This window comes from Chromobacterium sinusclupearum (genome assembly GCF_002902845.1).
Lineage (GTDB): Bacteria > Pseudomonadota > Gammaproteobacteria > Burkholderiales > Chromobacteriaceae > Chromobacterium > Chromobacterium sinusclupearum.
This window is the reverse complement of record NZ_PPTF01000014.1, coordinates 13588-39139: the sequence shown is the minus strand read 5'-3', so window position 1 is coordinate 39139 and position 25552 is coordinate 13588. Positions and strand designations below refer to the sequence as shown.

General features: G+C 64.2%; 22 protein-coding genes and 1 riboswitch. Of the genes, 10 read left to right on the top strand and 12 right to left on the bottom strand.

Annotated elements, in window-relative coordinates:
* Positions 1–40: 40 nt before the first annotated feature.
* From C2134_RS03235 to C2134_RS21125, 3 genes are all read right to left on the bottom strand, one after another.
* On the bottom strand, positions 41–1672 hold the full coding sequence (locus tag C2134_RS03235; protein ID WP_158248685.1) for a PglL family O-oligosaccharyltransferase: 1632 nt from the start codon (positions 1670–1672) through the stop codon (positions 41–43).
* Between the two features lie 257 nt (positions 1673–1929).
* Complete coding sequence (locus C2134_RS03230) at positions 1930–2433, bottom strand: pilin (protein WP_103317638.1); 504 nt, start codon at positions 2431–2433, stop codon at positions 1930–1932.
* Between the two features lie 26 nt (positions 2434–2459).
* The gene (locus tag C2134_RS21125; RefSeq protein ID WP_146042088.1) at positions 2460–2663 is read right to left on the bottom strand and encodes a hypothetical protein; all 204 of its coding nucleotides are present in this window, start codon (positions 2661–2663) and stop codon (positions 2460–2462) included.
* Positions 2664–2710: 47 nt separating this feature from the next.
* On the opposite strand from C2134_RS21125, the gene C2134_RS03225 reads away from it, so the two are divergent.
* From C2134_RS03225 to C2134_RS03210, 4 genes are all read left to right on the top strand, one after another.
* Positions 2711–4060, top strand: a complete 1350-nt coding sequence (locus C2134_RS03225) for an adenosylmethionine--8-amino-7-oxononanoate transaminase (RefSeq protein ID WP_103317525.1) — start codon at positions 2711–2713, stop codon at positions 4058–4060.
* A 94-nt stretch (positions 4061–4154) separates the two neighbouring features.
* Positions 4155–5657, top strand: a complete 1503-nt coding sequence (locus tag C2134_RS03220; protein ID WP_103317524.1) for a cyclic-di-GMP receptor FimW-related protein — start codon at positions 4155–4157, stop codon at positions 5655–5657.
* 86 nt (positions 5658–5743) lie between these two features.
* On the top strand, positions 5744–6862 hold the full coding sequence (gene proB / locus C2134_RS03215) for a glutamate 5-kinase (protein WP_103317522.1): 1119 nt from the start codon (positions 5744–5746) through the stop codon (positions 6860–6862).
* Positions 6863–6963: 101 nt separating this feature from the next.
* Entirely contained in the window at positions 6964–8037 is a 1074-nt protein-coding gene (locus C2134_RS03210; RefSeq protein ID WP_103317521.1) for an ABC transporter substrate-binding protein, read from the top strand.
* 141 nt (positions 8038–8178) lie between these two features.
* Here the strand turns inward: C2134_RS03210 and C2134_RS03205 are convergent, their stop codons facing one another.
* Together C2134_RS03205 and ruvB are read right to left on the bottom strand one after the other, a co-directional pair.
* Positions 8179–8601 (bottom strand): hypothetical protein, encoded by a 423-nt coding sequence (locus C2134_RS03205; RefSeq protein WP_071109248.1) that lies wholly within the window; start codon positions 8599–8601, stop codon positions 8179–8181.
* 84 nt (positions 8602–8685) lie between these two features.
* Positions 8686–9723, bottom strand: coding sequence for a Holliday junction branch migration DNA helicase RuvB (gene ruvB, locus C2134_RS03200; protein ID WP_103317519.1), 1038 nt, complete (start codon positions 9721–9723; stop codon positions 8686–8688).
* Positions 9724–9810: 87 nt separating this feature from the next.
* A riboswitch (FMN riboswitch) is annotated at positions 9811–10004 on the top strand.
* Positions 10005–10134: 130 nt separating this feature from the next.
* On the opposite strand from ruvB, the gene ribB reads away from it, so the two are divergent.
* A complete protein-coding gene (ribB, locus tag C2134_RS03195) occupies positions 10135–10767 on the top strand; it encodes a 3,4-dihydroxy-2-butanone-4-phosphate synthase (RefSeq protein ID WP_103317517.1) in 633 nt (210 codons plus the stop codon).
* Entirely contained in the window at positions 10764–11465 is a 702-nt protein-coding gene (locus tag C2134_RS03190) for a riboflavin synthase subunit alpha (protein WP_233196342.1), read from the top strand. The genes ribB and C2134_RS03190 overlap by 4 nt, the downstream gene beginning before the upstream one ends.
* A gap of 52 nt (positions 11466–11517) precedes the next feature.
* On the opposite strand, the gene ruvA is transcribed toward C2134_RS03190, so the two are convergent.
* The 4 genes from ruvA to amgK form a co-directional block, all read right to left on the bottom strand.
* Positions 11518–12111 carry a Holliday junction branch migration protein RuvA gene (gene ruvA, locus C2134_RS03185; protein ID WP_043627498.1) on the bottom strand — a complete coding sequence of 198 codons (594 nt, stop codon included), beginning with the start codon at positions 12109–12111 and terminating at the stop codon, positions 11518–11520.
* Positions 12112–12228: 117 nt separating this feature from the next.
* Positions 12229–12759, bottom strand: a complete 531-nt coding sequence (ruvC, locus tag C2134_RS03180) for a crossover junction endodeoxyribonuclease RuvC (protein ID WP_071109244.1) — start codon at positions 12757–12759, stop codon at positions 12229–12231.
* Positions 12756–13454, bottom strand: coding sequence for an N-acetylmuramate alpha-1-phosphate uridylyltransferase MurU (murU, locus tag C2134_RS03175; protein ID WP_103317514.1), 699 nt, complete (start codon positions 13452–13454; stop codon positions 12756–12758). The genes ruvC and murU overlap by 4 nt, the downstream gene beginning before the upstream one ends.
* Entirely contained in the window at positions 13454–14488 is a 1035-nt protein-coding gene (amgK, locus tag C2134_RS03170; RefSeq protein WP_103317512.1) for an N-acetylmuramate/N-acetylglucosamine kinase AmgK, read from the bottom strand. The genes murU and amgK overlap by 1 nt, the downstream gene beginning before the upstream one ends.
* A 266-nt stretch (positions 14489–14754) precedes the next feature.
* Here amgK and C2134_RS03165 point away from each other — a divergent pair, with 266 nt between their 5' ends.
* Genes C2134_RS03165 through pdxA form a run of 3 tightly spaced genes read left to right on the top strand, consistent with a single transcriptional unit; the run spans position 14755 to position 19343 of the window.
* Complete coding sequence (locus C2134_RS03165; RefSeq protein ID WP_103317510.1) at positions 14755–17034, top strand: LPS-assembly protein LptD; 2280 nt, start codon at positions 14755–14757, stop codon at positions 17032–17034.
* Between the two features lie 9 nt (positions 17035–17043).
* Positions 17044–18360: a peptidylprolyl isomerase gene (locus tag C2134_RS03160; protein ID WP_199179866.1), complete on the top strand. Its 1317-nt coding sequence runs from the start codon at positions 17044–17046 to the stop codon at positions 18358–18360.
* Positions 18360–19343, top strand: coding sequence for a 4-hydroxythreonine-4-phosphate dehydrogenase PdxA (pdxA, locus tag C2134_RS03155; protein ID WP_103317507.1), 984 nt, complete (start codon positions 18360–18362; stop codon positions 19341–19343). The genes C2134_RS03160 and pdxA overlap by 1 nt, the downstream gene beginning before the upstream one ends.
* Before the next feature lie 30 nt (positions 19344–19373).
* Here the strand turns inward: pdxA and C2134_RS03150 are convergent, their stop codons facing one another.
* Genes C2134_RS03150 through C2134_RS03140 form a run of 3 tightly spaced genes read right to left on the bottom strand, consistent with a single transcriptional unit; the run spans position 19374 to position 21337 of the window.
* The gene (locus C2134_RS03150; RefSeq protein ID WP_103317505.1) at positions 19374–19877 is read right to left on the bottom strand and encodes a TPM domain-containing protein; all 504 of its coding nucleotides are present in this window, start codon (positions 19875–19877) and stop codon (positions 19374–19376) included.
* A 1-nt stretch (position 19878) separates the two neighbouring features.
* Positions 19879–20730 carry a TPM domain-containing protein gene (locus C2134_RS03145; RefSeq protein WP_233196341.1) on the bottom strand — a complete coding sequence of 284 codons (852 nt, stop codon included), beginning with the start codon at positions 20728–20730 and terminating at the stop codon, positions 19879–19881.
* A 1-nt stretch (position 20731) separates the two neighbouring features.
* Positions 20732–21337, bottom strand: a complete 606-nt coding sequence (locus tag C2134_RS03140; protein ID WP_103317504.1) for a LemA family protein — start codon at positions 21335–21337, stop codon at positions 20732–20734.
* 313 nt (positions 21338–21650) lie between these two features.
* On the opposite strand from C2134_RS03140, the gene C2134_RS03135 reads away from it, so the two are divergent.
* Positions 21651–25505 carry a DUF3683 domain-containing protein gene (locus C2134_RS03135; RefSeq protein WP_103317502.1) on the top strand — a complete coding sequence of 1285 codons (3855 nt, stop codon included), beginning with the start codon at positions 21651–21653 and terminating at the stop codon, positions 25503–25505.
* The last annotated feature ends 47 nt before the right edge of the window (positions 25506–25552 follow it).

The window sequence follows — 25552 nt, the reverse complement described above, 5'->3', positions numbered from 1 at the left end:
CTCCATTGAACACGCCATATGTTTCGGGCTGTTACAAGGCTCAGAAGATAGGCTGGCGCGTCACCGGGGAGGCGACAGTCATCACGGCGGCGAGGCGGCCGGCGTCAGTGGCGCCGCCCTGCGCCGCGCCGGCTTTCACCGCCTTGGAGGCCAGCGCCTGCAATGGCTGCAATTCCGGCTGGCGGTAACGCGCCAGCTCATGCTGGAACACCGGCGTGTAATCCGGGTAATTGGCAATCGCCATCGTCAGCGCCTGCTTGGCCGGCTCGGCCTGGCCATTCAAGGCGCGCAGGATGGACAGCTTGATCAGCACGGTCGGAAACGGCTGGTAGCGCGCCACGCGCTCCGCGAGTTCCAGTTGCAAATCGCGCATGATGCCGTCCGGCTGCAAATAGTTGACCATGCCCAAATCCGCTTCCCAGCTCCACAACGGATTGCGCGACAACTCGGACAGTTTCAGCGAGCGCTTGGCATTGTCCAAACTGGCCTGCAAGGTATTCTCGTTGCGCGGCGTGAAATTCTGGATCAGCTGCCAATAAGGCTGGATGCCAGTCGCCACGTAGGCCAGTGCCAGCACACCGGCGCTCACGCCAAGAACCTGTCGGAAGCGCCCGCTCAATTGCACCGTCCACCCCTTGGCAGGGCTCAGCGTACAAATGATCACCAGCATCAGCAGGAAGGGCAGATACCACAACGGGTATTCAAACATCGAATGCCCCAGCAACATCATGGCGATGCTGATCAGCAGCAGATTGTCCGCCGTCTGCTCGCCGCGCCGGAAATACGGCAGCAAGCAATACAGCAAACCACCCACCACAAGCAAAGTCCCAACCAGACCGGTTTCCGCCAGCAGCTGGAAAATCAGATTATGGCAATGGGTAAACAGCCAGCTCTCCGGCACCTTGGGCCAACCGCCGTACGCCTCCAGCCAAGCGGAATGCCAGGCATAGCCGCCCAGCCCCACGCCAAGCCACGGATGCTGCGTGAACACCTCCCAGGCCTTGCTCCATTCGATGCGGCGGCGCGCGCCGAAACCAGCGTCCAGCAAGCGGTCGGAACCGCTCTGCACATGGATGGGCAAGCCGATGGCGTGCAAAACGCTATCAATCTGCTGGTTGAATATCTGGATCACGGCGAGGGCCAGCACCGACCAAGCCAAGGCGCGGGCCATGCGCGCCACCGTCTCGTCCTGCGGCACGCGTCGATGCCAGAACCAGGCCAGCAAGGCCAGGCCCAAGCCGTACGCCAGCGGCAGCCGCGCGCCGGTCCAGCTCATCAGCAGCGCCAGCACCAGCACCGCGCTGCCCGTCGCCACTCGCCCCATGCGGCCCGTAGCGTACAGGTAGGCGGCGGAAACGGCTCCCCAACCCAAAAACTGCGCCAGCTGGTTGCGCTGGCCGAAGTTCCCCATCACATCGCTAGCGCCTGGGTTGAACAACACCCAGCCATGGGTCTGCGGCGCCAGCCCCAACGCTTGAACAAAGCCCAGCATGGCCTGCAGCAAGGCCGTTGCCAGAATCAGCGACGCCAAGCAGGCTATCAGCCTATCGCGCTGCGCCTTATCGTTCTGCCCCAGACTTAGACTGAACACGCCACACAGGAACAGCGCCAGCGCAGAAAAAGGCAGGCTGTACTGGAGGCGAGGCAGTTGCAACAGACTGAAAAGCAGCAAAAAAACAAATGCCGGCGGACAATTCGAGGTTTTGCCACTTTCGGACTGAAACGACATCACCAGCGCACTCATGCCAGCAAGGCCCAAACAAACTGCTGTAGTCACCCAATCGCCCGCTGGTTGGAAATGCCAAGGACTGAAAAACGGCAATACGACTAATGCCGCAAGCAACCAGTAAGGCAACGCTTTAAACATAGGAAGCCTTAAATTAAAACGGTCAGCAAAGCTGACCGTTTTCCAATTATATTAAATTAATCTTAGCGACACTCAGCAGGAACCAGGCTGGAATCCAAGGTACCGACGACAGAGCCAACCTTTGCGGTGGTACTCTTAGAAGCACACTGCCAAACAATGTTACTAGACGGCGGAGTGAAAGAAGTTGTGCTATCAGGCAATGCCGTAGCAGCACCGCCACTCGCGACAGTATACGGAATCAGAACCAGCGTATTGGCATTCGACGCCGCAACGTTGGCCTGATACGTAATGGTAATAACCCCAGTTGTATCCGTAATACCAACGGTGGAAACATTCTTAGTTGCCGTCGGAGCATTCCAACCATTGGAATATTTTGCCCCACTCGCCGCATTCTCAGCCACAGCAAGTTTAGCAGTGTCTGCCAGCGTCAAACCTTCTGTTACGCGTGCGCGCACGGTGTAGTTCTGATAAGCGGGGATGGCTACCGCCGCCAGAATACCGATAATCGCCACCACAATCATCAGCTCGATCAGGGTGAAACCCTGCTGGATTTGTCTTCTCTTCATGTTGAACTCCATGGTCTAGTCAAGCTTTAGCCTGGCAAGGCGCCACGCAATCCGCGCGGCTTGCCCGCCTCTTCTTCAAAAAAACGGACGCGTGCTGCGCGTCTTCTTTCTCTGTCAAACAATACAGCAGGAAGCATGCCACCCTGCTTCGCCGTGATTTTACGCTGCGCGCATGACAGTTGATCGGCCGCCAGACGGCATAAACTGACGTTTTTCGTCACATCGGCCATTGTGCCGCCCTGTGTTAGGATCGACCATCACCCCACAGGAGGCCCCCATGAGCAACCAAGCCTGGCTGGAACGCAGCCGCGCCGCCGTATGGCACCCGTGCACGCAGATGAAGCGCCACGAAAGCCTGCCCATCGTCCCCATCGCCAGCGCGGAGGGCGCGTGGCTGACCGATTTTGACGGCAAGCGCTATCTGGACGGCGTCAGCTCGTGGTGGGTCAATCTGTTCGGCCACGGCCATCCGCGCATCAAGCAGGCGATACGCGAGCAATTGGACAGCCTGGAGCACGTGATGCTGGCCGGCTTCACCCACCGCCCGGTGGTGGAGTTGTCGGAGCGGCTGGCCGCGCTGTCCGGCCTAGGCCATGCTTTTTATGGCTCCGACGGCGCCAGCGCGACGGAAATCGCGCTGAAGATGAGCTTCCATTATTGGAAAAACAGCGGCCAGCCGCAAAAAACGCGCTTCGTCAGCCTGGAAAACAGCTACCACGGCGAAACCGTCGGCGCGCTGGCGGTGACCGATGTGCCGATTTTCTCGTCCACCTACGCCGATCTGCTGAAACCCAGCCTGCGCGCGCCCTCTCCGGATGCCCGTCAAGCCGCGCCCGGCGAGTCGGCTGCCGACATGGCTCGCCGCGCCGCCCAATCGCTGGGCAATCTGCTGGCCAAACGCAGCCATGAGATCGCCGCCGTCATTGTGGAGCCGCTGGTGCAAGGCGCGGCCGGGATGGCGATGTACGATCCGGTCTATCTGACGGAACTGCGCCAGCTGTGCGATCAATACCAGGTGCACCTGATCGCCGACGAGATCGCCGTCGGCTTCGGCCGCACCGGCAGCTTCTTCGCCTGCCAGCAGGCCGGCATCACGCCGGACTTCCTGTGCCTGTCCAAGGGCATCACCGGCGGCTTTTTGCCGCTGTCCTGCGTGCTGACGCGGGACGATATCTACCAAGCCTTTTACCACGACGACGTGGCGCGCGGCTTTTTGCACTCGCACAGCTATACCGGCAACGCGCTGGCCTGCGCGGCGGCGCTGGCGGTGCTGGATATTTTCGAGGACGAAAATGTCCTGGAAACCAACCGCATCCAGGCGGAGGACTTTACCCGCCGCATGCGGCCGCTGCGCCAGCGGCCGGATGTTCGCCATTTCCGCCAGCGCGGCATGATCTGGGCCTTCGACGTGGATACTTCGCGCGCGGACTTTGCATTAGCCTATTTTTCGGCCATGCTGAAACGCGGATGCCTGTTGCGGCCCATCGGCAAGACGGTCTACTTCATGCCGCCGTACACGCTGCGCAGCGAAGAAATGCAGTGGCTGGTCAATGCCAGCCTGGAGGCGCTGGACGAGGTGCAGGCCGGCGATGCCCGCACGGAGGGCGATGCCACCGCTCTGCCATGAAATCCTTGCCGCGGCCATGCAATACCAATAGCATACCGCATCCCGATACCGGAGCCTGGTTTGGATGCTGTGGCTTGCCTTGCCAAAGAGGAATATGGACCCGCAACTCGTCGACACCCAGCCAGCCAGCGTGGAAGCCTGGCTGGAGCGGCTGCCTTACACCGACTTGCTGGAATGCGGCCGTCTGTTGGCGCAGGCGCTATACCACCTGGGCCGCACGCCGCTGGAGCCGATGCTGCGCTACAAGCTGCTGATGCTGTACCTGAAGGCGCTGGACCGTTATTACCCGCTGCTGGAAGGCGAAACCCAGCACAGCGACATCTTGTCCTCGCCCAAGAGCCGCCAGTTGGCGGTGGTGGGCGTCAAGCTGTTTTCCAATCTGTTCATCGGCTTCAAACAGGCGCTGCAGGACAAGCTGGCCCGCCCCAGCCTGCTGGAGCGCGAACAGCCCAAAGTGGAACTGCTGCTGTATACCATGATGGCGGGGCGGCAGTGCCTGAACATCTATCAGCAATACTATTGCCCGCTGCCGGACGGCTTCTGGCTGGAGTGCCATCAGCTGTATGCGATCGCGCGGGAAAAGGGCTGGCAAGACCGCTCGCTGGCCAACGACGACACCCTGGGCGACATCTACCGACAGATCCTGCTGCTGGGGCTGACCGCCACCAATCGCTTGTCGCCTGCCGAAATGCAGCTGGCCCGGCAACTGGTTTACAGCCTGGCCAAGCAGGTGACGCTGCTGCCGGTGGGCGAACTGGACGAAAACCGTCACGGCTACCTGTTGGACCCGCAGGAAGACGCGCCGCCGCGCTACCTGCTGGCCAGCGCCGCCGCGCTGCCGCACGCCTGCTACTTGTTGGAAATGGCGGGCGCCTTGGCCAGCATGCGCCGCAGCCTGGAGCAGTTGCAGAAAGCCGGCGCTACGGCCTCCGGCGGGCAGGTCAACGAAGAAATCCACGTACTGACCCAACTCAGCGAAGCCTGGCAACGTCCGCGGCGGCGCAAACACAGCCGCGAATCCTCACAGGGCGTGGTGGAAGTCATCGCCGGCACCGCCCAGATCTGGCACCGCGTCAATGGCGGCAGCTGGCAATTGCCCGGCGCCGGCGCGACCGAAGAAACCTCGCGCTTGCGCCCCCCGCCGCTACCTTGCCTGATGACCATCGTCAACCACAGCGACAGCGGCTATCTGCTGCGCGGCGTGCCGCGCGAACAACCGCTGCGCGCCGGCGAAATCCTGCTGATCAACCCGCCGGACCAGCCAGAGGCCGCTCGCTTATGCGCCGTGCGCTGGGTGCTGATGCAGCCGACCGGCAAGGAAATCGAATGCGGCGTGGAGATTCTCTGCCCCGCGCCTGCGCCTGCCCTGGTCATGCCCAGCATCACCTACCACGGCGACACGTATCAGCGCTGCCTGCTGCTGCCGCCGCACGGCAACCATCCAGAGCTGCTGGAAATGGTGGGGCGGCCGTTCAGCCAGTTGCGCGAGTTCCGGCTGCGCGCCGCCGACGGCGAGCGTTTGATCCGCGCAAGCAAGCTGCATCAGCAATCGCCGTATTTCCAGCTGATGGAATATCGCCCCAGCGAGCTGTTTTGACTTGGCTCAAGCCTCGCTCAAGCCCAGCCCTTTTTCGGGTACACTGAGCTCTCTATAATCATTTGCTTTAATAGAGAGGTCTGTCGATGCATTCGGTGATTCACGCTTCCGACCGTATCGTGGTCAAGGTCGGCTCCAGCCTGGTGACCAACGACGGCAAGGGCCTGGACCTGTCCGCTCTGGCGCGCTGGGCCGCCGAAATCGCCGAACTGAAACGCCGCGGCAAGCAGGTGGTGCTGGTTTCCAGCGGCGCCATAGCCGAAGGCTGCCAGCGGCTGGGCTGGACCGTGCGGCCCAAGGGCGTGCACGAACTGCAGGCCGCCGCCGCCGTCGGCCAGATGGGCCTGTGCCAGGCCTACGAGAGCGCCTTCCGCGCCTTTGGCCTGCAGACGGCGCAGATTCTGCTGACCCACGAAGACCTGGCGGACCGCACCCGCTATCTGAACGCCCGCTCCACGCTGGTGAGCCTGCTGAATCTCAATGTGGTGCCCATCATCAATGAGAACGACACCGTGGTCACCAGCGAAATCCGCTTTGGCGACAACGACACGCTGGGCGCGCTGGTGACCAACCTGATCGAGGCCGATGCGCTGGTGATCCTGACCGACCAGCAGGGCCTGTTCAGCGCCGATCCGCGCAAGCACCCGGACGCCGAGTTCATCCACGAGGCCGAGGCCGGCGATCCCCGGCTGGAAGAAATGGCCGGCGGCACCGGCTCCAGCGTCGGCACCGGCGGCATGATCACCAAGATCCTGGCCGCCAAGCGCGCCGCGCGCAGCGGCGCAGCCACCGTGATCGCCTGCGGCCGCGAGCCGCATGTGCTGTCGCGGCTGGCCGACGGCGAAGCCATCGGCACCCAGCTGGTCGCCGCCACCAACCGCATGGCGGCGCGCAAGCAATGGCTGGCCGATCACCTGAAACTGGCCGGCCGCCTGCTGCTGGACGACGGCGCCGCCCGCGCCATCCGCGAACGCGGCACCAGCCTGCTGCCGGTGGGCGTCAGCGCGGTGGAGGGCGACTTCCTGCGCGGCGAGGCGGTGGCGTGCGTCGATGCGGAAGGAAACGAAGTGGCGCGCGGCCTGGTCAACTACAGTTCGGACGAGGCGCGCCAGATCATGCGCAAGGGCACCCGCGAGATCGAAGCCGCGCTCGGCTACATCGTCGAGCCGGAATTGATACACCGCGACAATATGGTGGCCTTGTAAGCACACCGCGCCCTCCCCGCCGCGGGAGGCGCTAGGTTTTCCCGACCCCTGCCAGTGTCTGGCCGGGGTTTCATTTTTCGCTATCACAAGGATGACATGGTATGAACAAGCTGGCTCTTTCGGCGCTGATGACACTAGCCTGGGGTTCGGCATCCGCCGCGGATGTGCTGCACATCTACAACTGGAACAACGCGTTGTCAGCGGACACCGCCAAGCGTTTCGAGCAATCCTGCAACTGCAAGCTGGTGCAGGACTACTACGGCGACAATGAGGAAATGCTGGCCAAGCTGGCCGCCGGCGCCAAGGGCTACGATATGGTGTTCCCCACCGCCTTCGCCGTAAACACGCTGCTCAAGCAGGGCAAATTGCAGCCCCTGGACAAGAGCAAACTGCCCAACTGGAAAAACCTGAACAGCGGCTATCTGGCCCTGAACCAGCCATTTGACCCAGGCAACCGCTACGCCGCGCCCACGGTGGTGTCGCTGACGCTGCTGGGCTATAACGCCACCCAGCTGAAGAAGGCCGGCGTGGCCGACAAGGCGAACAGCTGGGCGCTGGTCTTCGATCCGGCCGTGCTGGCCAAGATCAAGGGCAAGGTGACGGTGCTGGACAGCCAGCGCGAGCTGATGGCCGCCGCGCTGATGTATCTGGGTAAGGACGCCAACTCCACCAATCCGGCGGACTGGAAGGCCGCGGCGGAAGTGATCCGCCAGGCCAAGCCGTACTGGGCTGCGTTCAACAACCAGAGCTACATCAAAGAGCTGACGGTCGGCAATATCTGGGTGGCGCTGGGCTATTCCAACGACCTGTTCCAGGCGCAGCAGGACGCGAAGAACGCCAAGCGGCCGTTCGAGCTGGCCTACCAGCCGCAGAAGGAAGGCAATGTGCTGGCCATCGACAATATGACCATCCTGAAGGACGCGCCGCGTCCGGACCTGGCGCACAAGTTCATCAACTTCATGCTGGATGGCAAGAACGCCTCGGAAATCTCCAACCAGATCGGCGCCACCAATCCGGTCAAGGCGGCCGAAGCCTTCTTCAAGCCGCAGATCAAGGCCAATCGGGTGATCATGCTGGAGCCGGCCAAGGGCAAGTACGTGGCGCTGAAAGATCTGGACGTGAAGTCCCGCCGCGAGCTGAACCGCTTGTGGTCGCAGATCAAGATCGGCCGCTAAGCCCGCGCTTATGAAACAACCCCGTCCATGGACGGGGTTGTTTTTCCAGCGCCTTATCGCCCATGAAGGCTGCGGGCTTCCGACGTCACAACCAAACACGCCTGACGGGAACGCAGCGTTCCCTGACAGGCTTGCGGCAGCTCACTCCATCTCGTGGGGACGACGGCCTTCCGCTTCCTGGCGGCGGAACTCGACCGCCCGCATGATCACATAGGCCAGCATCGCGAACAGGAAGAACAACAGCACCACCCAGGCGATGGAGCGCAGCGTTTCAATGCCGGCGGTGTACAGTTCCAGCATCCAGCGCTGGCCGCTCAGCTCCAACTGAGTGCTGCCCTTGCCCGGCGCCGGTGCCAGGTAGCGCTCCAGCGACCACGGCCGCACGCCGCCGGAAATACCGCTGACGACAATGGCGAAGAACACATACTTGCGCCAGGCATCGGCCAGCTCCTGGCCCAAGGTGCGGCCCAGAATCTTGGCCACGGCCGGGTCGAAGAAGCGGGCGGCGGCGACAGCGGCCACAACCACCACGATCAGGATGGTGGCGAACAACACGTAGAACATGATCTCTCGCTTACGGTGCAAATAAATTCATTGTACGCGATTCGCATGCCCGCCACCGGCATCCGCGTTTGCCGTGGCGCAAACTCAGGCGTCCTTGACCGGCAGACCAAAGTGCAGATAGGCCTGGGCCGTCGCCATGCGGCCGCGCGGCGTGCGCTGCAGGTAACCCTGCTGGATCAGGAATGGTTCGATCACGTCTTCTATGGTGTCGGTGGATTCGCCTATCGCCGCGGCGACATTGTCCAGCCCCACCGGCCCGCCGCCAAACTTTTCCAGGATGGCCGACAGCAGCTTGCGGTCCATCACGTCCAGGCCGGCCGGGTCCACGTCCAGCATGGCCAGCGCGGCGTCCGCCACGGCCGCCGTCACCACGCCGTCGGCCTTCACCTCGGCGTAGTCGCGCACGCGGCGCAGCAGGCGGTTGGCGATGCGCGGCGTGCCGCGCGAGCGCTTGGCCACTTCGAACGCGCCGTCGTCGGACAGGGTGACGTTGAGCAGACCGGCCGAACGGCTGACGATGCGCGTCAGCTCGTCAGCGGTGTAAAACTCCAGCCGGGCGACAATGCCGAAACGGTCGCGCAGCGGATTGGTCAGCATGCCGGCGCGGGTGGTCGCCCCAACCAGCGTGAACGGCGGCAGGTCCAGCTTCACCGAGCGCGCCGCCGGCCCCTCGCCTATCATGATGTCGATCTGGTAATCCTCCAGCGCCGGGTAGAGGATTTCCTCCACCACCGGCGACAGGCGGTGGATTTCGTCGATGAACAGCACATCGTGCGGCTCAAGGTTAGTCAGCAATGCCGCCAGATCGCCGGCGCGCTCCAGCACCGGGCCGGACGTCTGGCGCAGGTTGACGCCCATCTCCCGCGCCACGATGTGCGCCAGCGTGGTCTTGCCGAGGCCAGGCGGGCCGAACAACAGCACGTGGTCCAGCGCCTCGCCGCGCTTCTTCGCCGCCTCGATGAAGATTTCCAGTTGCTCGCGGGCCTTCTTCTGGCCGACGTACTCGTCCAGCAGCTTGGGCCGCAGCGCGCGCTCCAGCGCCTCTTCCTGATCGGAGGCGCGTTGCGGGGTAACGATGCGGCGCTCCGGCGCGGCGCCGAACAGCTTGTCGGTTTCTATCATCGGGGACTCTTGGTGGCGGATTCTTGCTGCCGACATTCTAACACCGCGCTATACTCGCCGCTGGCCGCGCGACACGCGGCCAAAAGCTAACGTCTTCGGGGCGGGGTGCAATTCCCCACCGGCGGTATGGCGCACGATGCGCCGAGCCCGCGAGCGCCTTTGCCTCACGGCAAAGGGTCAGCAGATCTGGTAAGGCCTATTGGCGATCTTTCCCCAGGAAAGCCCGGCAATAGGCGCAACTCCAGAGCCGACGGTCATAGTCCGGATGAAAGAAGACGACGCCAGCCCCACCCGCGCCCGCGGGCGGAGCCCTGTGTCGTATCCGCGCGTTTATCGCGCCGGATAGCCATGCGCTATCCGCTTCACGCCCAAGAGACGTGTTTCTCAATCTTGTTTTTGAGGACCGTTTCCATGAACGCCAACACCGATATCCTGTCCCTGCGCGTCCAAACCGCGCTGTCCGCCCTGCGCCAAGGCCTGCCGGTCATCGTCGCCGACGACGCCGACCGCGAGAACGAGGCCGACTTGATCCTGGCCGCCGATGCCCTCACCGTGCCGGAAATGGCCAGGCTGATCCGCGACTGCAGCGGCATCGTCTGCCTGTGCCTCACCCCGGAGCATGCCGAGCGTCTGCAACTGCCGCCGATGGCGGCGCAGAACGGCAGCCGTTACGGCACCAACTTCACCGTCGCCATCGAGGCGGCCGAGGGCGTGACCACCGGCGTCTCCGCCGCCGACCGCGTCACCACGATACGCGCCGCCATCGCGCCGGACGCCAAGCCCAGCGATCTGGTGCGCCCAGGCCACGTCTATCCCATCGTCGCCCGCGCCGGCGGCGTGCGCGAGCGGCGCGGCCATACCGAGGCCTCGGTGGAGCTGGCGCGGCTGGCTGGTTTCAGCCCGGCCGGCGTGCTGTGCGAGTTGATGAACCCGGACGGCAGCATGATGCGCGGCCAGCAAGTGCAGGACTACGCCGAACGCCACGGCCTGCCGCAGCTGTCCGTCGCCGAACTGGCCGAATGGCTGCAACGCAATCAGGCATGAAAGGACGGACCATGTTCAGCGGCATCACCCAAAGCATCGCCCGCGTCATCGCCATCCAGGACGGCGACGGCAGCCGGCGGCTCACGCTGGCCTTCGCGCCTGGTTTCTGCCAGGGGCTGCGGCAGGGCGCCAGCATCGCCGTCAATGGCGCCTGCCTCACTGTGGCCGCGCCGCCCCGCCAAGACAACGCCGAGTTCGACCTGATCTTGCCGACGCTGATCACCAGCACGCTGGCCAGTTGCCGGGTGGGCGACGCGGTGAACGTCGAGCGGGCGCTGGCCGATGGCGCGGAAAACGGCGGCCACGCGCTGTCCGGCCATGTCGATTACCAGGCCAAGGTCGAGCAGACGCGCCGCCACGGCGACAACCTGTGCCTGCGGCTGACGGTGCCGGCGGGCGCCTTGCGCTACCTGTTCGCCAAGGGCTATGCGGCGCTGGACGGCATCAGCCTGACCATCGCCGCCATCGACAAGCGCGAGGGCTGGTTCGAAGTGTGGCTGATTCCGGAAACCCGCCGCGCCACCACGCTGGGCGAGAAAAAGCCGGGAGACCGGCTCAATCTGGAAATCGAGCGGCACACGCAGGTGCTGGTGGATTCGACGCGCGAAGCACTGGAGGAAAAACTGAGCGCGCTGATGGAGCTGCTGGGGCCGCAGTCGGCTCACGCCGGCCGGCCCGTCCTGGCGCTGCCGGCCTAAACGACGGCAACAAAAAGGGCGGCCTGAGCCGCCCTTTTTTGATTCGTCCGCCTCAACCCTTCATCAAACTCTTCAGCGCCAGCCGCACGCCTTCGCTGACGGTGACGTCGGCAGGCAGGCTCTTGGTCGCGGCCGACGCTTCCTTGTCGTTGTAGCCCAAGGCCAGCAGCGCGTTGACGATGTCGCTTTTCTCATCCGGGGTGGCGGCGAACGGCAGGCCGCCCGGCACCGTCAGGTTGCCGCCGGTGGCCAGCTTGCCGCGCAGCTCCAGCACCAGCCGCTCAGCCGTTTTCTTGCCGATGCCCGGCACCGACGACAAACGCTTGATGTCTTCGCTGGCCACCGCGATGGCCAGCTCGTCGGCGGTCATGCCGGAAAGGATGGCCAGCGCGATCTTGGCGCCGATGCCGCTCACCTTGATCAACTGGCGAAAAGTCTGCCGCTCTTCCTTGCTGGCGAAGCCGAACAGCAAGTGGGCGTCCTCGCGCACCACCAGATGGGTGAACAGCGTGGTGTTCTGCCCCAAGGCGGGCAGTTGGTAGAAAGTGGTCATCGGCACATCGACTTCGTAGCCGACGCCGCCCACATCCACCACCACCTGCGGCGGCTGTTTCTCTATCAATTTGCCCGTCAGGCGTCCGATCATGATGATTCTTTCTTGTGTATTCGTTGTGATTCAACGGTAGAGAGGATGCCCCAAAGGGGCGATCCGCCATTCTGGGCAGAGACTCGGCGAAACGCCCGGCACGGACGGGCTTCCGCCCTACACCAGCCGCCCGCCTCGCACTTTGAGGCCGCGCCGCGCCAGCTGGCCGATGGCGCCGCCGCTATGGTTGGCGTGGGTCAGCGCCACCGCCAGCGCATCAGCCGCGTCGGCCTGCGGCGTGCCGGACAGGTTCAGCATGCGCACCACCATATACTGCACCTGCTCCTTAGGCGCCTTGCCCTGGCCGACGACGGATTGCTTGACCTGCAACGCGGTGTATTCCGCCACCGGCAGATCCTTCAACACCAGCGCCGTCATGCAGGCGCCGCGCGCCTGGCCCAGCATCAGCGTGGCGGCTGGGTTGACGTTGACGAACACCTGCTCCAGCGCCGCCTCGGTCGGCTGATAAGTGGCGATCACCTGATGGATGCCATCGACGATCACTTTGACCCGCTCGGCCAGGCTGGCGCCTTGCGGCGTGCGGATGGCGCCGGAAGCGACGTAATGGCGCTGATTGCCGACCACGTCTATCACGCCGAAGCCGCAAATACGGCTGCCGGGATCGATGCCGAGGATGCGCCGGCTCATGCCGTCCAGCCGGCGGCGATGCGGTCGGCCTCGGCCAGCCGCTCCGGCGTGCCGACATCCAGCCACAGGCCCTGCTGCACTTGGCCGCTGACTTTGCCCTGCTCCATCGCCGCCAGCAACCACGGCAGCAAGGGGCTGGAGACGCGCGGCGGCACCTCGCGGAAGAAAGCCGGATGGTAGGCGGCCAGGCCGCAGAAGGTATACGGCGTGTCGCCGTCTCCGCAAGCCGCGACGCTGCCGTCGCTGCGCAACGTCAAGTCGCGCCCGGTCTTGTAGCCGGCCTTCGGCGTCAATACCAAATGCGCCAGGGCAGACTCTCCATCCAGACTGGCGGAGGCCGTCAGCAATCGCGCGAGCGGGAAGTCGCACAACACATCGCCATTCAGCACCAGGAAAGGCTTATCGCCCAGCAAGGGCAAGGCGGTGGCAATGCCGCCGGCGGTTTCCAAGGCCTGGTCTTCCGGCGAATAGGCAATCGACACGCCAAAGCGCGAACCATCGCCGAGCGCTTCTTCTATCTGCTCGCCCAGCCAGGCATGGTTGATCACCAGCTCGCTCACGCCGGCGCGGGCCAGCCGTTCGATATGCCACTGGATCAGCGGCTTGCCGCCAGCCATCAGCAGCGGCTTGGGCGTATGGTCGGTCAAGGGCCGCATCCGTTCGCCGCGGCCGGCCGCCAGTATCATCGCCCGCATCAGTTGCCTTTCACGCCCAGCACCGGGTAGCTGGACTGCAGCTCCTCGTCCGTGGCGTCGCGGCCCACCAGTTCCACCAGCAAATGGTAGAACGGCGCCAGTTCGGCGTAGCGGCGCGTGGTCCGCTTCAGATACTTGATGAAGCGCGGGATTTCGGCGCGGTATTTGTCCTTGCCGTCGCGGTGATAGAGGCGGGAGAAGATGCCGGCGACTTTCAGATGGCGCTGCACGCCCATCCACTCGAAAGCGCGGTAGAAATCATCAAAGGCATCCGGCACCGGCAGGCCGGCGGCGCGCGCCCTCTCCCAGTAGCGGATGGCCAGATCGAGCACGAATTCCTCTTCCCACTCGATGAAAGCGTCGCGTAATAGCGACACTGCGTCGTAACTGATCGGGCCGTACACCGCATCCTGGAAATCCAGCACGCCGGGGGCGCCGGCAGTCAGCATCAGATTGCGCACGATGAAGTCGCGGTGGACATAGACCTTAGCTTGCGCCAGCAACGCCGGCAGCAAAGCCTTGACGCCGGCGTCCCACAATTGGCGCTGCTTGAAGTTCAGCGGCTTGCCGAGCTCCTTGGCGCAGAACCACTCCGGGAACAGATTCAGTTCGCGCGTCAGCAGCGCCTCGTCGTATTCCGGCAACACACCCGGCTGGCTGGCTTTCTGAATCTCCACCAGCGTATCCAGCGCCTCCTCCAGCAGATGGCGGTGCACCAGCGGGCGCTCGTCATGCTGCAGCGCGGCGAGATAAGTCACCTTGCCCAGATCCTCCATCACGATGAAGCCCTGCTCGCGGTCGCGCAGGTCTATCCTGGGCACCTTGACCATGGAGAAGATGTCCCGAACCTGAACGTAGGCGTCGGTGCCGATATGCTCCGGCGGCGCGTCCATCACGATGCGGGTGGCGCCGTCCGGCCAGATCGCGCGGAAATAGCGGCGAAAGTCGGCGTCGGCGGCGGCGAATTCAACTTGGATGACGTCGCCAGGATATTGCTGCGCCAGCCATTTCTTGAGCTGTTCCAGTCTTTGCATGTCGCTTTGTCGTGGTGCTGATAGAATTGAGCGATTTTATACTGCCCATGGGGGCCTGTTAACGCTAATTTAGACCCAGCGCAACGCTGAAAAGCCGCGCAATGCAAGGCGGAGGATGCGGCGCTTGGTGATTCCAAGCGCGAATCCGACAACGCGACAGCGGGCGGCTTAGCAGAGTTGCCCTTCGCGCGCTGCATCCGGCAATGTCCGGCCGCTGTGTCAAAATTAGCGTCAACAGGCCCCGGCCCCACGATATGGCTTTGTGCATGCCCATACAAAAACCGACTCCGCTGGCGCTGGCCCTGGCCGCCGCCTTTGCCCTGAACACCCAAGCGGCGCGCGCCGAAGACGATGCGCCCATTGCCGTACCGAACCCGCCCGCGCAACAAGGCCAGACCAAGGTCGTCGCAGACAATATCGATGGCGAAACCGATGTGGTGCTGCACGCCAAAGGCAATGTCGTGGCGACGCGCGACGACCAGAAACTGGAGTCCGACTGGCTGGACTACTACCAGGCCAAGAGCCTCGCCAAGGCGGGCGACCGTTTCCGGCTGACCCGCAGCGGGGACGTGATCACCGGCACCACGCTGGACTACAACGTCAACGACTATACCGGCACGGGCATGAATCCGGTGTTCACGATGTCGAAGCAAAGCCCTGCGGCGGCGAAGCCGCAGGCCACGACGCCGCCAGTGTCGACTGTCTCAAGCGGCCCCAAACCGGTCACCATGCGCGGCGACGGCAGCCAGATCGACTTCCAGGGGCAGAACCAATACCGCGTCTACGGCAGCCGCATGACTACCTGCGATCCAGGCGACGACGCCTGGTATCTGCACGCGGCCAGCACTGACCTCGACTACAACAGCGGCGTCGGCGTGGCGCGCAACGCCTGGATGCAGTTCTACGGCGTGCCGATTCTGTATTCACCGTGGATAGACTTCCCGCTCAACAGCAACCGCAAGTCCGGCTTCCTGACGCCCACCTTCAAAACCGGCACCGCCGGCACCGAGTTCTCGCTGCCGTACTATTGGAATATCGCGCCTAATTACGACGCGACCATCACGCCGCACATCAACACCAAGCACGGCAATATGCTGGCCGGCGAGTTCCGCTATCTGGAGCCTAACTACAGCGGCACCATCTATACCGAGCAATTGCCCAATGACAAGGTCACCAATACAGCCCGCAACGCCTGGAGCGTCAACCACTCGCAGAACCTGGGTCATGGGCTGACATTTGGCCTCAGTTACAACTCAGTATCTGACCGCACTTACTTCAGCGACTTCGGCGACCAGGTGGCCATCGCCTCCAACGTCAACCTGAACCAGGAGGCGACGCTGAGCTATGGCATGGGATGGACCGGCGGCTCCGGCAATGCCACCTTGCGCGTGCAGCATTACCAGAACCTGACGCTCAATCCGGTTCCGACCGACATCCCCTATGCGCGGATGCCGCAGTTAACGTTCAACGCCAGCCAAAGCCTGCCTGCCGGCTTCAGCGCCAATCTGATGACCGATCTGACGCGTTTCGATCATCCCAGCCTGCAGACCGGCGACCGCTTCGTCGCCTACCCCAGCGTCAGCTGGAGCTTCGACCGCAGCTGGGGCTTCATCCGTCCCAAGCTGGGCGTCAATTTCACCGAGTACAACCTCAACGCGTTCCCGAACCAGCAACAAGGCACGCGGACGCGGACGCTGCCGATCTTCAGCACCGACGCCGGCCTGTACTTCGACCGCGATACCGAATTCATGGGCAAGGACCACTTGATGACGCTGGAACCCCGGCTGTTCTACGTCAACATCCCAAACAAGTATCAGGATGACCTGCCTAATTTCGACACCACGGTTAACGACCTGAACTTCGCCCAGCTGTTCACGGAAAACCGTTTCTCCGGCTACGACCGCATCAATGGCGCCAACCAGGTCACCACCGCGCTGACCAGCCGCTTCATCGACCAGACCAACGGCCTGGAACGCCTGCGCCTCGCCATCGGCAAGCGCTTCTACCTGTCGGACGACATCACGCAAAACGTCAACCAACCCAGCTCCGACCTCTTGCTCAGCGCCGCCGGCGATCTGACCCGTTCCTGGCGTTTCGACAGCAGCTACCAATACAATCAGCAGCTCGGCACAACCGAGCGCTACAATGTCCAGCTGCGCTATAGCCCGGAAGCCGGCAAGGTAGCCAGCGTGCGCTGGCGCTATGGCCGCTACGAGCAGCTGGACAACTCCGCCACCTACGGTCCGCTGCGTCAGGTGGACGTTGCCGCGCAATGGCCGATCGCCCGCCGCTGGTACGCCATCGGCCGCTACAATTACTCGCTGATCACACGCAAGCCTATTGAGCAGCTGGCCGGCTTCGAGTACAACGATGGCTGCTGGTCGGCGAGATTGTTCAGCCAACGCTTCGTCACCGATCCACAGACCACCAAGAATTCGCTGTTCTTCCAATTGGAACTGAGGGGACTGGGCGCCTTGGGCAGCGGCGGCGTGCAGGACACGCTGCGCCTGGCCATCCCCGGTTACACCAAGACTAACGAGCAATAAAGCCTGACCATGAAAAAGACTCTGCTTGCCCTGTTGATCGCCTGCGCCGCGCAAACCGCGCCGGCCGCCCCCGCCGCCTCCGCTTCGGCGCCCGTCGCGCCGCTGCCGGTCCGCGAAGTCGACCGCATCGTCGCCGTGGTCAACAAGAATGTGATTACCTGGCAGGAACTGCAGGCCCGCGTCAACGAGGCGATCAAACAGCTGGAGGCGCAAAAAGTGACGCCGCCGGCTCGCGATGTGCTGCAGCACCAGTTGCTGGAGCAGATGATCACCGAGGAAGTGCAACTGCAGTACGCCGCCAGCGGCGGCCTGCGCATCGAAGAATCCGCCATCGACCAGGCGATCGCCAACCTGGCCAAACAAAACAAGCTGACCGAAGCCGGCCTGAAGGCCCAACTGGCCCGCGACGGCATCACCATGGACCGGCTGCGCAGCGATATCCGCCGCGAGCTGACCATTTCCCGCTTGCGCGACAGCGAAGTCGCTTCCCGCGTTTCCGTCAGCGACAGCGAAGTGGAACAGGTACTGAAGAGCGCGCAGAGCGCCAACCGCACCGAATACCATCTGGCCAGCCTCCTGGTCAGCGTGCCGGAACGCGCCGACGCCAAGCAGATCGACCAGTTGTCGCAGAAAGTGCATAAAGCCCAGGCCGAGCTGAATGCCGGCCAGCCTTTCGCCAAGGTTTCTGCCGCCTATTCCGACGCCCCCAATGCGCTGAAGGGCGGCGATATGGGTTGGCGTCCCGCCACCTCGCTGCCGCTGGAGTTCGTGCAAATGCTGGAGCAACTGAAGCCGGGCGGCTACACCGACGTGATCCGCACCCAGCAAGGCTTCTTCATCTTCCAATTGCAGGACAAGCGCAGCGGCGGCACGCCGATGCTGGTCGAGCAATACCATGCGCGCCACATCCTGATCCGCACCAACGAGGCCGTGTCCGAATCCGACGCCAAGGCCCGCATCGACCAAGTGCGCGACCGCATCCTGCGCGGCGCCAAGTTCGCCGACATGGCCAAGCTGTACTCCGAAGACGGCAGCAACGCCAAGGGCGGCGACCTGGGTTGGGTCAATCTGGGCGATTTGGTGCCGGAATTCGAGAAGGCGATGGTGGCCCTGCCGATCGGCCAAGTATCCGAACCGGTCCGTTCGCCGTTCGGCTGGCACTTGATCCTGGTCGAAGGCAAGCGCAATCAGGACGTGTCCAGCGACCACGAAAAGATGGCGGTCAAACAGCAAATCCGCGCCCGCAAGATGGAACAGGCCTACGCCGACTGGGTGCGCCAGCTGCGCGACTCCGCCTTCGTCGAAGAACACCTGGACGACAAGTGATGAACCGCCCCGTGCTGGCCATCACCGCCGGAGAACCGGCCGGCATCGGGCCGGACCTGACGCTGCGGCTGCCTGAACTGGCGCCGCGCAGCCGCTGCGTGGTGGTGGCGGACCGGGGCCTGCTGGCCGAACGCGCGGCGCAGCTGGGGCTAGCGATCACGCTGGTCGACTACCGCCGCGATCAGCCGGCTCCGGCCGGCGCGCTGGAAGTCTTGCATGTGCCGCTGGCTGCGCCGTCGACGCCCGGCCAGCTGGATCCGACCAATGGCCGCTATGTGCTGGATACGCTGGATGCGGCGATAGACGGCTGCATGACTGGCGAGTTCGCCGCCATGGTCACCGCGCCGGTGCATAAGGGCGTGATCAACGATGCCGGCGTGCCATTCACCGGGCATACCGAATACCTGGCCGAACGCACCGGCGCCAAAAAAGTGGTGATGATGCTGGCCGGCGGCGGCATGCGCGTGGCGCTGGCCACCACGCACCTGCCCTTGCGCGACGTCGCCGACGCCATCACCGCGCTGTTGCTGGACGAAGTCATCCGCATCCTGCATGCCGATCTGGTGGGCAAATTCGGCATCGCCGCGCCGCGCATCCTGGTCGCGGGCCTGAACCCGCACGCCGGAGAAGGCGGGCATATGGGGCGAGAGGAAATCGACATCATCGAACCGGCCCTGGCCAAGCTGCGCGCCGAAGGCATGCATCTGATCGGCCCGCTGCCGGCCGACACGCTGTTCAACCCGGACAAGCTCGCCAATGCTGACGCGGTGCTGGCCATGTACCACGACCAGGGCCTGCCGGTGCTGAAGCACGCCAGCTTCGGCGCCGGTATCAATATCACGCTGGGCCTGCCCATCATCCGCACCTCGGTCGATCACGGCACGGCGCTGGACCTGGCCGGCAGCGGCCGCGCCCATCCGGGCAGCCTGGTCGAGGCGGTGCAGCTGGCGGAACAGCTGGCCATACACTCCCGCCGCGGCTAGGTACTCGTAGCCAGCGAAGATCGCCAGGGATCAGCGCACAATCACCTGATCCGGCAGCTCATTGACGAAGGGTTCGCCGCGGCGCGGCGCATGCTGGGTCAGCAGCGCGTGTATGCGCTTCAGCCCCAGCTCCAGCCCCGCCACATGATCGCGCGCCGCAAACGCTTGCTGCATCGCCGCGCAGATGTCGGCCCAATCCTGCGCCGGCACCCGGCGATTGATGCCGCGGTCGGCGATGATCTCGATCCGCCGCTCCGCCAGCAGAAGATAGACCAGCACGCCGGTGTTCTCCTCGGTATCCCACACCCGCAGCTCGCCGAACCACTGCAGCGCCCGCTGCCGCGCGCTCATGCCGCGCCAGGCGGCCCGCCAGTCCAGCGCAGACTCCACCACGAAGCGCAGCTGCCCGCAGTGCGCCTGCTCGGATTCGGCGATATGCCGCTCCAGCCTGGCCAGCTGCCGGGCCGGAAACTGCCGGCGCGCCTGCCAGCCGGTGCTGCTCAGGTGGCGCCAAACGCGTTGCCATCGATTCATTTCACCAGTCTCCCGAAGCCCCGCCGCCACCAAAATCGCCGCCGCCGCCGGACCAGCCGCTGCCGCCATCGCCGGAACGTCCGCCGCCTCCGCCGCCGCCCCAATTGCCCCAACTAGCCAGGGACAGGCCATGTTCGCCCAGCACCAGGCACAAGCCTGCCGCCACCACGCCGATCAACAAGGCGGTCACGGTGGCGGCGCCCAGCAATAGGGAAGCGGCCACGCTGAGGCAGCCCATGATGAAGCTGCCGATCAAGCGGCCAAACAGCCGGCCGGCCACGCCGGAACCGACCAGCAGGAAAAACGCCAGCAGCGGCCAGCTGTCCGCCCAGCCGTCGCCTTGCGCGGCCTGCCGCTTGGGTTCCGGCAGTTTTTCGCCGTCGATCAGGCCCTCGATCTGCGTCGCAGCAGCCTGGATGCCCTGCAAGCGCAGGCCTTGCTTGAACAAAGGCCGCAAGGTGTCCTGCAGGATGCGCTTGGCGTAGATGTCCGGAATCGCGCCCTCCAGCCCGCGCCCCACCAAAAGCTGAGTCTTGTGAGTATCGGCCACGATCAGCAGCAGCACGCCGTCGTCCACGCCCTTGCGCCCCAGCTTCCAGCTCTCCATCACTCGCGTGCCGTAATCAAACGGCGTTTCCGGCTCGACCGACGGCACGATCAGCACCGCCAGCTGGCTGCCCTTGCGCTGGTGAAAGTCCAGCAGCTGCTTTTCCAGCTGGCCGCGCTCGTCATCCGTCAGAAAAGCCGCCTGGTCGATCACCGGCGAGGTGGGCGGCGGCACCGCCAGCTCGGCGCGGGCCGCGCCCGCCATTAGGCACAACGCGAGCCACAGCCAGGCCCATGCGCGGCTCATCTCACTTGCCTTGCTGGTCGAAGTTCACCTGCGGCGGCGCGGAGATCGCCTTCTCGTTCTCCACGGTGAAGTTGGGGCGGGTCTTCAGGCTGAACATCATCGCCGTCAGATTGTTGGGGAAGCTGCGCACGGTGACGTTATAAACCTGCACCGCGTCGATATAGCGCTTGCGGGCCAGCGCGATGCGGTTTTCCGTGCCTTCCAGTTGCGCCTGCAGATCGCGGAACGACTGGTCCGCCTTCAGCTGCGGGTAGTTCTCCGACACCACCAACAGGCGTGACAGCGCCGAGCCCAGCTGATTCTGCGCGGCGGTGAACTGCTTCAGCTTGTTTTCGTCCGTGGCGGATGCCGCGTCCATCTGGATGCTGCCGACACGGGCGCGCGCCTCGGTCACCTGAGTCAGCACATCCTTCTCGTGCGTGGCGTAACCCTGTACCGTCTTCACCAGATTGGGAATCAGGTCGGCGCGGCGCTGGTACTGGTTCAGCACCTCGGACCAGGCGGCGTTGGCCGCCTCATCCTGAGACTGCATCGCGTTATAGCCGCAACCGCTCAGCGAAGCCGCCAGGGTAAACACCAGCAACAGTTTCTTCCACATCCTCGCCATCCTTTCCATATCGCAATTATCCACAAGGGCAAACATCCCAAAGCCATAGCTTACCGAAAAACAGAGCCATGCCGGTAATCGGAAAAACTCATAGACATGCCAGAGCGCAGCATAAAATGACGTCAAGCCAATCCATGCTCCATCATTTAGACGCCGTGACTTTTTGGGCGCTCCAGCCATGCACCCGCCTCATGGGTGCCGGCAATCTCTTGATCTAAAGAGGAAAAATCCCTATTCAACTCATGTTTTTCGCATCGCAGCAATTAGGCTAAACTGGCAGGCATTCCTCTAATAAAATCCAGCTTGCGGACAAATGACAGCCATCACCAGCGAACAGCGATTGCGGGAAATCCCGTATAACTATACTTCCTACTCCGACCGCGAAATCGTGATTCGCCTCTTGGGCGAACCAATGTGGAAACTGCTGGACGATCTGCGCGGCCAGCGCAAGACCGGCCGCTCCGCGCGGATGCTGTTCGAAGTGCTGGGCGATATCTGGGTGGTGGACCGCAATCCGTATCTGGTGGACGACCTGCTGGACAATCCCAAGCGGCTGTCCGCGCTGGTGGAGGCGATGCGCCATCGGCTGACGGAGATCGAGAAACGCCGCGACGGCAATGATAAAGTCCAGCTGATGATCGCCGCCGCGCGCGAGGCGGTGGATGACTTCGAACGCCAGTTCGAGCAAACCCGCGAGCTGCGCGCCCGCGTGCTGAAGAAGCTGACCCGGCTGACCCGCCGCGACAACATTCTGTTCGACGGCCTGTCGCGTGTCGCCCACGTCACCGACGCCACCGACTGGCGCGTCGAATACCCGTTCGTGGTGCTGAGCCCAGACAGCGAAGCGGAAATGGCGCCGCTGGTGCGCGCCTGCATCGAGCTGGGCCTGACCATCATTCCGCGCGGCGGCGGCACCGGCTATACCGGCGGCGCGGTGCCGCTGGACCGCATGAGCGCGGTGATCAATACCGAAAAACTGGACCGCCACTTGGGCGTCGAGCACATCGAACTGCCCGGCCTCTCGGGCAAGCGCGCCACCATTTCCTGCGGCGCCGGCGTGGTCACCGCCCGCGTGTCCGAAGCGGCCTCCGCCGCCGGACTGGTGTTCGCGGTAGACCCGACCTCGGCCGAAGCCTCCTGTATCGGCGGCAATATCGCCATGAACGCCGGCGGCAAGAAGGCCGTGCTGTGGGGCACCACGCTGGACAATCTGGCCAGCTGGAAAATGGTGGACCCGGACGGCCGCTGGCAGCTGGTGGAGCGCATCGGCCACAACTACGGCAAAATCCACGATGTAGAAGAAGCGCGCTTCCGCGTCTCGCGCCTGGCCGACGATGGCCAGACCGTGGAAAGCAGCCGCGAGCTGATCATTCCCGGCAGCGCCTTCCGCAAGGTGGGCCTGGGCAAGGACGTCACCGACAAATTCCTGGCCGGCCTGCCCGGCGTGCAGAAGGAAGGCTGCGACGGCATCATCACCAGCGCGCGCTTCGTGCTGCACAAAATGCCCAAGCACACGCGCACCGTGTGCCTGGAGTTCTTCGGCACCGTGGCAGAGGCCACGCCGGCCATCGTCGAGATCACCGACCTGTTCAAGCCCGGCGGCGCCTGTCTGGCCGCCGGCGTGCAGCTGGCAGGCCTGGAGCACCTGGACTGGCGCTATGTGCGCGCGGTCGGCTACGCCACCAAGGCCAAGAGCAAGGGCCGGCCCAAGATGGTGCTGATCGCCGACATCGTCTCCGACGACGAGAACGCCGCCGCCGAGGCCGCCAGCCAGGTGGTGCGCATCGCCAACGCCCGCCACGGCGAGGGCTTCATCGCGGTGACGCCGGAGGCGCGCAAGACCTTCTGGCTGGACCGCAGCCGCACCGCCGCCATCGCCAAGCACACCAACGCCTTCAAGATCAACGAAGACGTGGTGATCCCGCTGCCGCGCCTCGGCGATTACAGCGACGGCATCGAACGCATCAACATCGAGCTGTCCATCGCCAACAAGATCGAACTGTTGGACACCCTGACCGAGTACTTCCACGGCCGGCTGCCGGTGGACAAGATGGACACCAACCTGCCGTCGGAAGAGCTGATCGGCGACCGGCGCGCCGCCGCGCTGTCGCTGTTGGCCGTCAACCGAGACCGCTGGCAATGGCTGCTGGACCACATGGACGCGCCGTTCCATGAATACGCCAGCCGCTGGCCCGACGCGCCGCGGGAAGACGCCGCCGAGCAGCCGGACACGGTATTCCACGCGCTGCGCGACTTCATCCTGCGCGTCAGCTGGAAGCGCGAGGTGCTGGCCGAACTGGAACAGATCTTCTCCGGCACTGCCGCCGCCGGCATCCGCGCCGCCATCCGCGAGCTGCAGCAGCACGTGTTGCGCGGCCGGGTGTTCGTGGCGCTGCACATGCACGCCGGCGACGGCAATGTGCACACCAACCTGCCGGTCAACTCCGACAACTACCGCATGCTGCAAACGGCCCACCACGCGGTGGAACGCATCATGGCGCTGGCGCGCCGGCTGGGCGGCGTGATCTCCGGCGAACACGGCATCGGCATCACCAAGCTGGAATTCCTGACCGAGGACGAAATCTCCCCGTTCCGTACCTACAAACAGCAAGTGGACCCGAACGGCCACTTCAACCGCGACAAGCTGCTGCCGGGCGCGGACCTGCGTCTGGCCTACACGCCGTCGTTCTCCCTGCTCGGCGCCGAATCGCTGATCCTGGAGCAGTCCGACATCGGCGACATCAACAACTCGATCAAGGACTGCCTGCGCTGCGGCAAGTGCAAGCCGGTGTGCTCCACCCATGTGCCGCGCGCCAACCTCTTGTACAGCCCGCGCAACAAGATCCTCGGCGTCGGCCTGCTGACCGAGGCCTTCCTGTACGAGGAGCAGACCCGCCGCGGCGTGTCGCTAAAGCATTTCGAGGAATTGTCCGACGTGGCCGACCACTGCACGGTGTGCCACCGCTGCGTCAAGCCCTGTCCGGTCAAGATCGACTTCGGCGACGTGTCGGTGGCGATGCGCAACTTCCTGCGCAAGTCCGGCAAGAAGAAGTTCAATCCCGGCACCGCGCTGGGCATGGCCTTCCTCACCGCCAAGGACCCGGCCACGGTCAAGACCATACGCGCCGGCCTGGTCGGCGTCGGCTACCTGGCGCAGCGGCTGGGCAACCAGCTCGGCAAGCGGCTGGGGTTGATCGGCGGCCAAAAGAAGCAGCCGCCGTCCACCGTCGGCCCGGCGCCGATCAAGCAGCAAGTCATCCACTTCATCAACCGGCCGATGCCGGGCGGCCTGCCCAAGAAAACCGCCCGCGCGCTGCTGGACGTGGAAGATCCGCACATCGTGCCGGTCATCCGCAACCCCAAGGCCGCGGAAGACGCCGAGGCGGTGTTCTACTTCCCCGGCTGCGGCTCGGAGCGGCTGTTCAGCCAGGTGGGCCTCGCCACCCAGGCCATGCTGTGGCACGTCGGCGCGCAGACGGTGCTGCCGCCGGGCTATCTGTGCTGCGGCTACCCGCAAACCAGCGCCGGCTACCAGGACAAGGGCGACGCCATCACCACCGAAAACCGCGTGCTGTTCCACCGCGTGGCCAACACGCTTAACTACCTGGACATCAAGACCGTGGTGGTCAGTTGCGGCACCTGCTTCGACCAGCTGGCGCACTATCGCTTCGAGGACATCTTCCCCGGCTGCCGCGTTATCGACATCCACGAATACCTGATGGAGAAAGGCGTGAAGCTGGACGGCATCGAAGGCCAGCAATATCTGTATCACGACCCGTGCCACACCCCGATGAAGACCCACCAGCCGCTGAAGGTGGTCAATGAGCTGATGGGCGGCGGCGTGCCGCTGTCCGACCGCTGCTGCGGCGAGGCCGGCACCTTCGCCGCCAGCCGGCCGGACATCGCCACCCAGGTGCGCGCGCGCAAGGAAGAAGAAATACGCGGCAATCTGCAGGCGCTGACGGGCGGCGACGCGCCGGCCAAACCGGTGAAAATCCTGACTTCCTGCCCATCCTGCCTGCAGGGTCTGTCGCGCTACAACGACGATACCGGCACCGAAGCCGACTACATCGTGGTGGAAATCGCCCGTCACATCCTGGGCGAAAACTGGCTGCCGGAATACGTCGCGCGCGCGCGCGACGGCGGCATCGAGCGGGTGCTTTTATAAGCGCCAGCCCCGGCCGATCCATGCCCAGTTCTGGCCGGGGCCCGCTC